This is a genomic window from Ruegeria sp. PrR005 (assembly GCF_010500245.1).
In the GTDB taxonomy this organism is placed as follows: Bacteria; Pseudomonadota; Alphaproteobacteria; order Rhodobacterales; family Rhodobacteraceae; genus Ruegeria_B; species Ruegeria_B marisflavi.
The window spans coordinates 1-9,133 of record NZ_JAAGOX010000029.1 but is presented as its reverse complement, the minus strand read 5'-3'; the positions used below and the strand labels follow the sequence as shown (position 1 = coordinate 9,133).

General features: G+C 52.9%; 9 protein-coding genes. 8 read left to right on the top strand and 1 reads right to left on the bottom strand.

Annotated features, from left to right (window positions below; all coding sequences use genetic code 11):
- Positions 1 to 285: 285 nt before the first annotated feature.
- The gene (locus tag G0P99_RS24545) at positions 286 to 687 is read left to right on the top strand and encodes a hypothetical protein (protein ID WP_203583130.1); all 402 of its coding nucleotides are present in this window, start codon (positions 286 to 288) and stop codon (positions 685 to 687) included.
- On the opposite strand, the gene G0P99_RS24540 is transcribed toward G0P99_RS24545, so the two are convergent.
- Positions 649 to 1,245, bottom strand: a complete 597-nt coding sequence (locus G0P99_RS24540) for a DEAD/DEAH box helicase family protein (RefSeq protein WP_203583129.1) — start codon at positions 1,243 to 1,245, stop codon at positions 649 to 651. The genes G0P99_RS24545 and G0P99_RS24540 overlap by 39 nt on opposite strands.
- Positions 1,246 to 1,670: 425 nt before the next feature.
- Here G0P99_RS24540 and G0P99_RS15470 point away from each other — a divergent pair, with 425 nt between their 5' ends.
- The 7 genes from G0P99_RS15470 (at position 1,671) to G0P99_RS15440 (ending at position 8,956) form a co-directional block, all read left to right on the top strand.
- Positions 1,671 to 2,984, top strand: coding sequence for a hypothetical protein (locus G0P99_RS15470; RefSeq protein WP_164131389.1), 1,314 nt, complete (start codon positions 1,671 to 1,673; stop codon positions 2,982 to 2,984).
- A 440-nt stretch (positions 2,985 to 3,424) separates the two neighbouring features.
- Positions 3,425 to 3,820 (top strand): hypothetical protein, encoded by a 396-nt coding sequence (locus G0P99_RS15465; protein WP_164131387.1) that lies wholly within the window; start codon positions 3,425 to 3,427, stop codon positions 3,818 to 3,820.
- Between the two features lie 215 nt (positions 3,821 to 4,035).
- Positions 4,036 to 4,671 (top strand): site-specific DNA-methyltransferase, encoded by a 636-nt coding sequence (locus G0P99_RS15460; protein ID WP_164131385.1) that lies wholly within the window; start codon positions 4,036 to 4,038, stop codon positions 4,669 to 4,671.
- A 772-nt stretch (positions 4,672 to 5,443) separates the two neighbouring features.
- Entirely contained in the window at positions 5,444 to 5,728 is a 285-nt protein-coding gene (locus tag G0P99_RS15455) for a type II toxin-antitoxin system RelE/ParE family toxin (RefSeq protein WP_164131383.1), read from the top strand.
- A 17-nt stretch (positions 5,729 to 5,745) separates the two neighbouring features.
- Positions 5,746 to 6,069: a HigA family addiction module antitoxin gene (locus tag G0P99_RS15450; protein WP_164131381.1), complete on the top strand. Its 324-nt coding sequence runs from the start codon at positions 5,746 to 5,748 to the stop codon at positions 6,067 to 6,069.
- Between the two features lie 37 nt (positions 6,070 to 6,106).
- The gene (locus G0P99_RS15445; RefSeq protein WP_164131379.1) at positions 6,107 to 6,991 is read left to right on the top strand and encodes a hypothetical protein; all 885 of its coding nucleotides are present in this window, start codon (positions 6,107 to 6,109) and stop codon (positions 6,989 to 6,991) included.
- Between the two features lie 447 nt (positions 6,992 to 7,438).
- Positions 7,439 to 8,956: a hypothetical protein gene (locus G0P99_RS15440; protein ID WP_164131377.1), complete on the top strand. Its 1,518-nt coding sequence runs from the start codon at positions 7,439 to 7,441 to the stop codon at positions 8,954 to 8,956.
- Positions 8,957 to 9,133 lie beyond the last annotated feature (177 nt).

The following is a 9,133-nucleotide window of genomic DNA, read 5'->3' as shown; positions in this document are numbered from 1 at the left end:
GACACGGAAGAGGCATTTGTCCGGTACAGGTATTCTGACGCGCCGAACGCGGAATGGATCCTCGTCGACGGCGCAGGCCTCGACGAAATCTTCCTCCGCACCGAGTTCGGCGACCCCGTCGATCTGTTGAGTATCTGAGCCAAAGCCCGGAAATGGTCTTGCTATTCCTGATCGTCGGAAGGACGGCCCATCGAAACCGTCATGTCATTCGTCAGTCAAGCAGGTTAAGTAGACATCCGAAGGGATGAAAGGCAGGCGGAGAAAATTCGCACGGTTCTATCCCGATTGAAGGATTCAACTACGGATGCCAACAGCTTTGCGGCTGCAATAGCCGATGCTGGCAAAGCACTAGAGGATGCCGAACAACGCAGCCTTGCCGAATATGTTGTGCGCCGAAAGGTTGTGCTCGATTTCATTGAAATTTTGCTAGAGAAGGTGCGCGAAGACTCCAAGGACAGCGCGTACCAGCGGGAAGATATTCTGCATTCCTTTATCTGTCCCGTGAGGGTGAACAACGTTTCCGAGGGCATCCTTCAGCCATTCCAGCGCAGACGACCGTTGCAGGGCGTTCATCGTGCCGTCGACGTGATCAAGCTGGCAGTCGATCATGCCGGGCGCATCATCGGGCTGATAGGTCTCGGCATAGAGTTAGGCCAAGCGCCCGAAGGTCTCCGTCATCGCCTTTGACGCCTTGATGGAGCGCGAAAAGGCGACGGCGCGGCGCATCGGTTCGGTGTCTTCGGTCAGGTCTTCCTGTTCGCCGTCCTCATCCACCAGGACCAGCCCTTTCTTGGACAGCCCCTTCCAGCTTCCCACGATCTTGGTGGCGAAGTTGATGTCGATAGCTTTCTTGTCGTCGAGTTTGTAGGCGCGGTTGTAGCTGTTCTCCACGGCGCTCATCTTGTCCTGTTCGACGGCGACGATCAGCACCTTGTATTCGGACAGAAGATCGCGTTCGACGGCCTTGCCGAAGCCCAGATGGTAGATTTCCGGGCCAAAGGTATCGAGTTCGTCCATGGAATACAGGACCGCATCGTTCTGATCTGCCTTGGCCTTGGACGCATCGGCATAGATGCGCGGCGTGGCGGTCATGTAGAGACGTTTTTTGCCCTTCACGATGCTGTCGTCATGTACCTTCACGAAATCGGACGGGTCTTCGCCCGGAAGGGTCAAGCCGGTGGTCCGGTGCGCTTCGTCACAGATGATCAGGTCGAATTCGCCAATACCCGCATTCGATACCCACATAAGCTGGGTGCCTACAGTCGATCTTGTCCCCGAAGATGGGCTGTAGCCTATTTTCTCAATGAAATCAGTGGGCCTGTTTGGCCCAGATTGCAGGAAATCTATCGGAAAAGATGAGATGGAGGCGAGTACCGGACTCGCTACCATTTTTCTAAGCCACTGGAAGGCTTGAACAATCGAGTGCGAGGTTGAGTTGTGTGTCGCACTTCGTGTCACACCTATGCAGGCTGAGGTATGATCTTGTCAACCGGTACGTTCTTGGCCGTTTGCCCGAAAACGAGTTAAACGCGACCCAAAACCATCTGTTTTCTGGCAACTTTGGAGCATGGACTAACTAGATTATCCGTGTGAATGGTTGGGGGTATGGGGGAAGATACCTTAGCCGACTGGATAGATGGGGGCACAAAAAAATGTGCCGAGATTTTACAATGCCCGATAGACCCAAGCTCTTGCTGACTTTCTTGACTGAGGCGCAAATTGCTGAGTTGCCAGATCAGCGGGGCGTGCGGTCATGGGCCTTCGAGCCATATCTTGAGCTGCACCATCCGACAGCATGTGCAGCGCTGTTTGCTGTGCTGGATGATCTGCGCGGCCATTGGATGCAGGGCTTTCAGCGCAAGCCCAACCCAGTGAGACAGGAGAACTTCGTCGGTTGCCTGCGAGTGATCCTACTTAACCTCATGCGGGTGCGAACTGTGGATGCTGGTCTTACGGTGGGCATTTCCAGTGGTAGGGGGTCGTTGCAGGCCGAGGTGCGTTATCGTCCCTGCTTTATGTCGATGCACTATCACATCAACGCACTCAAGCTATTGCTAAGTCATGGTTTGATCTGGATGGTGAAACCTGGGCATCAACAGGAAACCTATGCCGAAACATCCCGTTACGCGCTGACCGAAGCGGCCTGTGATCTATTGGGTTTGTCAGGTTTGACCCCCGGAGATTTCACCATCGGTAAGCGGGATGAGGTCATCTTGCTGAAAGACTCCGAAGGCCGTCTTATGAATTACAGCGATACGTCTGAGACAAGGACCATGCGAGCCAATCTCCGCCGTTTGAACGATCTCTTGGACGGCATTGACATCGCCTTGGCCCAGCGCGCGCATCCGTTGGCAGACTATGACGACAGGTACTGCGGGCAAGAAACCGACCTGTACCGTGTCTTCAACAACGGCTGTTTCGACCAAGGCGGTCGCTTCTACGGCGGTTGGTGGCAGCACATCAAGAGGCAACTTCGCTCCTTTATTACTATCGACGGGCAATCTACGGTTGAAGCTGACTTCAATGGCCTTCATCCCGCGATCCTGTTTGCTAAGGCGAAGTTGGATATCCCGTCAGACCCCTACAGCTTTGTGCCGGACATTTCGGAGAATAAAGTACTGCGCGATCATGCGAAAACGACCTTCCTTGCCCTACTGAATGCGACTGGGACGACTAAGGAACCACGCAACTTTGATAGCGACACACATGGTATGACCGCCGAAGCGTTTCGCCAGCAGGTCAAGGATGCCTTCCCGATGTTACCGGGTGTTTTCGGCACGGGGATTGGGTTGCGACTACAGCGCGAGGACAGCGACTTGGCTGAGAGGGTCATGTTGCACTTCGCGGACAAGGGCGTTCCGGTCCTACCCGTGCACGATAGTTTCATTGTTGCAACTCCGCACAGGGATGAATTGGTCAGAGTAATGAAAAACTCCTTTGCCGAGACCTATGGGCAAACCACCAGTGTGACAGTCAAAAATTAACCAAGAATTGCGCGAACATGAGAAGCAGCACGTTGTACTTTCTTTGGAACCGTCAGGTATTCCTACGCAATCGTCACCAAGACTTCGACGCATTGCTCGAACATTGGAACCTTTCAACAGGCATTTACCTAATTGGGTGCGCCGGAAAGATCGTGTACGTGGGTCAATCTACAAACCTTCCCACGCGATCAATCGACAGCCTTGGCTCCATGTATCATCGTGTACCTGACACCTCGCTACCATGGTCTATCGCATATGCGCCCTGTTCATGGGAAGAGATGGACGAGTGCGAGAGTACGGCCATTCGGGCTTTCGCTCCGCGCTTCAACACTTCGATACCTAGCGTCGCAAAAAGCCAAGGTCGCTTGCCCGACATAATAGGGGTGGCGGCAGTGTTCCAAGACCAATCAAGACCGTGCGGCGCTTTCGATCAATCCTGCATGGCGCAGCAGATGGTGGACGCACTGGCCAACCCGGCCCCTCCTTGGAGCAGGAAGAAGAAGCGCCGCAAGTCCGAACCAAGACCCGCCGTTGAGACCGATGAATTCATTGCCCCGGTTGAGTGGACGGAAGAAGACGCAGCAGCCCTAGTTAAGTCGTATGGAGTGTCACTTTCTGAGCCTTTGAAGTTCCCGATCAACCTCTGCGACGAAGGATCAGTCGTGACGAAAGACGGAGAGTTCATTGGTACTTGGGCTATGGACGCACATGCGTTTCCATCTTTCACACCCGACGGTGCTTCTAGCCCGCTCTTCACTGCTTCGCTGGTAGGCATTCTGTGTATGGATATCAGAGACTGGTACGAAGCCGAAACCGGAGAAGAGATAGCCTATTAAGGCCTATACTGATGGTTACCGGGAAATAACACTGTAACAACTATAATAACTACAATGTATTTACCCCTACTGGACAAATCTAGAAGTATGAAGGCTATTCCACACCAAGCACCCCTCGGTGCCCCACTACCGGGTAAAATAAGGACTGGGCTGGATTTGCGCTGTTCGATCAGGCACATATCGGGCGACAAGAACAAATCACTAGGGGCGAGGCTATGCAAAACCTGCTGGACGATCTGACGGAAATCTTGCAGGCAGAGCAAGCCTTTATCTCCGATGGTGCGATCCTCAAGAACGCGGTGATCGAGGCGGCGCTGAACATGCAGCCGCACCTGCTGGAACTGCTGATGCAATCCGACACGATCAAGGCGCATTTCTTCACGCCGGTGGCGGGCGCACTGGTTTTCGACAAGGTGAAGTTTCAGGACTTCGTGTCCAACAAAGCCTTCCTGCCCGACAGCTACACCGCCTTCAAGAACCGCATCGGTCTGACGGACGGGCGCGGTGACTACCTGAGCCAGTCGCGCGATGTGGTGCTGGCGTGGCCCTACAAGGATTGCGTGCTGGAAGGCGGCATGACGAAAGAGGACCGGGGCCGGAACGAGGTGTTCTGGAACACGACGCTGGCCCCGGACGACATCACGCGGCTGTTTGAACCCAAGGTGCTGACCGGCTGGGAACGCTGGGATGCCGAGGCTGTGGCAGCGGGCAAGCCTGCGCCCATGGGCACAGCATCCACGATATCGCAGACGAAGAGATCGCGCTGCGGATGCCGATCCGGCAAGAGCGGCGAGCGGGCAGGGAGGGCAGCGCTTTCATTCGTCATTTCACACACCGGCGTTCGGGTTTAGAGTCGTCACTTCACACACCAGCCTCCACTATCGTCATTTCACACACCGCCCGTCAAGTTTCGTCATTTCACACACCGACTTCGCCTGTGGATAACTTGGCATATCATTCGTCATTTCACACACCGATATTCGTCACTTCACACACCATCTTTCGTCACTTCACACACCAAGTTCCGAAAATAGATCCGATTCCCACCACTATTTCAACGACTTATGACGACCCCCAATTCCTGTAACTCCTATATAACTCTATTTAACTCTCTCGCAGCCCTTCAAGCTGCTTCGAAACGGCATCGGCCTAGTCGGCCGATAACCATTATGCGCCCCTTCGCCCCATAGGGGCGAACCCGCGCCCCCCACCATGAGAAGGGGCTTCAGGACTCACCAAAAGCAGATGCGCTTGTCGAAGAGGCCGTCCTTGCTTTGATCGAACCCTAAGACCATCAAGAACCCCGCTTCAAGGGGTGGGTGCTCGCCATGCTCGGATGCTTACGCATCCTGCGCGTGGCTCCGCTCCCGCTACGCGCCCTTGAACCAGGAACCTTGCTGTTCTTTTTTCGGGCTCAAGCAAGGGACGGCTCCGAAAGCAGATCAGCCTCAACTTCCGCCGAGGCTCCAATGCAAAGCGCGTTGCATGCAACCATGCTTTCAAGGGACGGCGCTTCGACCCCTTTGGGGTGTAAGACGAATACAGGGGAAAATGCTTAGAAAAAGTCAGGCGGATCGTGACGCTTGACGTAACGCGTCAAATTGGTTATCTTGGTAGATAACGATGATCCTGGGTTACAGAGACAAAAAGACCGAGCAGTTTGCGAACGGTGAGATGGTGAAAACCTTCCAAGGCTTTGCCTATCAGGCAGAGCGGCGGCTCGCTATTCTCAACGCGGCAACGTCTCTTGATGATCTTCGCATGATACGCAGCAACAGGCTTGAGGCGCTTCGAGGCGACAGGGCAGGGCAATACTCCATCCGCATCAATCAGCAATGGCGTATCTGCTTTACCTGGCCAGACACCGACCCAGGGCCGTCAGACGTGGAAATCGTGGACTACCACTAACGGAAAGGAGGAAAGCCATGTTCAAACGTGCAGTACATCCCGGCGTGATCCTCAAGGACGAGCTCGAAGAGCTTGGCATCACGCTCACCGAGTTCGCCCGTCAGATCGACGTGCCCGCCAATCGCGTTTCGCAGATCATCGGCGGCAAGCGCGCGATCACTGGCGACACCGCCTTGCGCTTTGGCCATTGGTTCGGCACCGACGCGCAATTCTGGATCAATCTTCAAGCACAGTTCGATCTGGCCGTCGCCGATCAGGAAACCGGCGCGGCAATCCGCAAGCTGCCGACAAGTGCCAGTTTGCCCGTGCGGAGGCGCGAAGAACAACCGAGGTTGGTTTGAGACGATAGTAGGTTGAAACGGATTGAGGCAAAGATAAATGGCGCGAAGGATTTCTTCATCGCAACTGCAGAGTAAACTCAGACAGGCGCAGTCGAAAATACGGCAGGCTCAGAACAAGCAGAAGCAGGCGATCAACAAATATAATCAGGCCGTTCGATCCTACAACTCCAAGGTTCGAGCGCACAACGCGCGTGTCCGAGCGAACCGCGACCGGCTGAAAAGAGAGCTGCAAAAGCTCGCCCGAACAGCTTCAAAGCCGCAATATGTGACCTTTCGAAGTTCTGTCGATACCGTACAACGCTCCTACACAGTGCTGGAGGCCCGTGCTGACGCCGCGCTCTATGATGAGCGCTATGATCGTTTTCTCGACCTCTCTGAGAGGGAAGCGGCGAACTCTGCAAGCGTCATGAACGTTTTGGAAGGCGAGTCGCCGGAGAACGAGTACGAGCATGCGCCTCCTGCATCGTCTATCGACCACATCCTCAAAGAGATTTCACAGGATGTCCATGATCGTTGGCATGGGGCACTCTTCTCTCTGAGCCCACAAAATCCCGACGCGGCAAGGCATTTCTGCACAAGCGCTAGGGAGCTTTTGACAGAAATACTGGAAAGGTTCGCACGGGACGACGATGTGAAGTCACAGTTGCCAAGCTGTGAACTCACCGCACAGGGAAAACCCACACGCCGAGAGAAAATCCGGTTTTTCCTTCATAAACAAGGCGTTTCCGATGAGGCCGCAGCGGATTTTGTAGAGAAGGACATGGAAAACGTCGTGCAACTTTTCCGAGTCTTTAATGATGGAACACATGGTTCCTCTGGTCGCTTCGAGCACCCACAACTTCTTGCCATCAGAGCTCGTGTGGAAGGGGCAGTTTCGTTCCTCTGGAGTATCATTACCGGAGATGCATTCACCATGGCATAGGTCCGCAGCAGTGCCCAAAGCGCGCTGCACGAGACAGTTGTCCAAATGAATTCTCATGCTACTGTGGCGGCGCGTCGGAGCTTCCAAACCTTCGGCGCTTAACCGCATCCACCGCGGGCATGGAAATACGTCGTCCGTCACTGTCGGCACGTCTGGCGTGACGTTCAAAAAAGTTCGCAGATTAGCCTTAGAGACTGGCTTCTGCGGATGCATAGGATGCTTCATCTCGAAACTGAAATGGAGGTACTAAAATGCCAAATCCTAAAAGCTTTCGAAGATGGACCTTCGTTCTGCGAAGGTGACTACAGATGACATATTGCAAAATACAAATCTGTAGTAACGTCTGCTTCTAAGTAGACGGGGGATGAGCGGCGAAAGCGGCTCATCCCCACTTCCAATTTTTGGCGGTGGCCTCTATTCTTTAATGGTTGTTCAGGGGCCACCGCGTTGAAATCGATAGTTATTTTCCCAATTGCTGACCTAAGAAGATTCACCGGTACATCTGGAATGTACCTTTCAAAGCCATCGTGGACAGTGCCCGAAAGAAATCGAGACTTCGTAAGAGCGCTAGGGGGGTTAAAAGAAGTCAGCGATTGCGGTATTTCGCTTCGCGGTTTGGACGGATGGATTGTAGAACCCTTTGCTTGTGACGCTAAGCGCGGCCCAAAGTTCCATGACATGCCTGCGATGCGGGTCTTCGATCATTTTGTACAATGGAAAGTCGAAAACCGCCTGCTTTTTTTTGATGGGGAATGTTCTGGACGCATCGAGTATCACCTCGAATGCAATTTTGGGGGGGTAACCCATCCTGCCAGCATTAATGAAGTGAACGACTATCTTTGTGGATTGAAGCTTCGAGTTCGTAAACACGAAGGCACTGAGACAAATGAATTCGACGAATTCGACTTTGGTCGATCTGGTTTGCTCCATTCTAGAGCACTTGCTGCGAGAACTGTTCCAGCCAGTCAATTTGCTGATATTCATAATGTTAGACGCCATATTAAGTACATGAGGCCAGCCATCGTCCATATTATGGAAGATGATGAAAATATTGAAATAACGGATGACTTTACACGGGTCGCTAACAACACATCGAGGTATCTTGATGTATTTCACGACAGAGTTCGAATATTTAACAATATCGATATCCCAGTATGGGCGATCCGCACCAAGAAAAAGGTGAACCAGCGCGATCTAAGGGACTTGTGCTTGTTTCTTCGGCGTATGCACTCCGAGTATGAATGCATCAAGCGGCTGCTTCTCGAGATTGAGAGAGGCAATATTGATGTTGTCGATGGACTTCTTCCTGTAGCCTTCGAAGAGTATCTGAGAGAAATTCTTAAGCGTGTCAGATCGGGAGAGAAGAAGCTGCTTCGCCGAGGTAAATTTGCGCCAGAACACGCTTCAGACGATCCGGGTATGATAGAACTAGCAAGCATCTCAATTCATGACCTTGATCCGTCTCTTTATTCGCAAGTACAAATCGCGTTGAAGCGGTCGCGCTTCAACTGGTCCAGCAATGAAGACCAAGTCAGGGGCTTCGTCGAGCAACTCCAATCTCGTTCAACTGTTGTAAACCTCAATGTCAGGGAGCTAAACATGGATAATCGTCAAACCGTTTCCAACTCTTCTGGTGTCGTTCTAACCCAAGCTGGTCGCGACGCTCAGGTAAAAATCGACAAATCCTTCAACGGATTCCAAGATAACACGTCGAATGCGGAACTTGTTCAAGCCATCGCTGATCTCAAAGAGAACATCGACCAAGCTATCGAAGGTGGTGAAGTAGAGAATCCAGATGCACTCGCTCGAGATTTCGCAGAACTTGCTGACGAAGCGGTTTCTGATGAGCCACGCAAGGAGAAGTTGGAGTTCAACGGCAAGATGATAATTGGTGCTATTAAGGAGTCCTCTGGCTTGATTGCCTCAATCAGCAAGGCAATTGAAGTTATCAAGAGCCTCTTCTAGTCGGATCAGTGCTCAAGCTTGGCTAAGCCCGTCGCACCGTCCTCTCACTCACCTTGAACAGCCGCGCGATTTCAGAGATCGCCCTTTGCTCATCGTCTCGTGAAATGCCCCATCTGAATTGGTCCACCGTTATGTATAGGGAACGGAGGACAGAGAATGGCAAACAAGCGGCACAAG

Bases quoted from the DNA above. Each gene is read 5' to 3' on its own strand.
- G0P99_RS15445 (WP_164131379.1), top strand. From the start codon at position 6,107: ATGGCGCGAAGGATTTCTTCATCGCAACTGCAGAGTAAACTCAGACAG.
- G0P99_RS15465 (WP_164131387.1), top strand. From the start codon at position 3,425: ATGGCGCAGCAGATGGTGGACGCACTGGCCAACCCGGCCCCTCCTTGG.
- G0P99_RS15460 (WP_164131385.1), top strand. From the start codon at position 4,036: ATGCAAAACCTGCTGGACGATCTGACGGAAATCTTGCAGGCAGAGCAA.
- G0P99_RS15450 (WP_164131381.1), top strand. From the start codon at position 5,746: ATGTTCAAACGTGCAGTACATCCCGGCGTGATCCTCAAGGACGAGCTC.
- G0P99_RS24540 (WP_203583129.1), bottom strand. From the start codon at position 1,245: ATGTGGGTATCGAATGCGGGTATTGGCGAATTCGACCTGATCATCTGT.
- G0P99_RS15455 (WP_164131383.1), top strand. From the start codon at position 5,444: ATGATCCTGGGTTACAGAGACAAAAAGACCGAGCAGTTTGCGAACGGT.
- G0P99_RS15470 (WP_164131389.1), top strand. From the start codon at position 1,671: ATGCCCGATAGACCCAAGCTCTTGCTGACTTTCTTGACTGAGGCGCAA.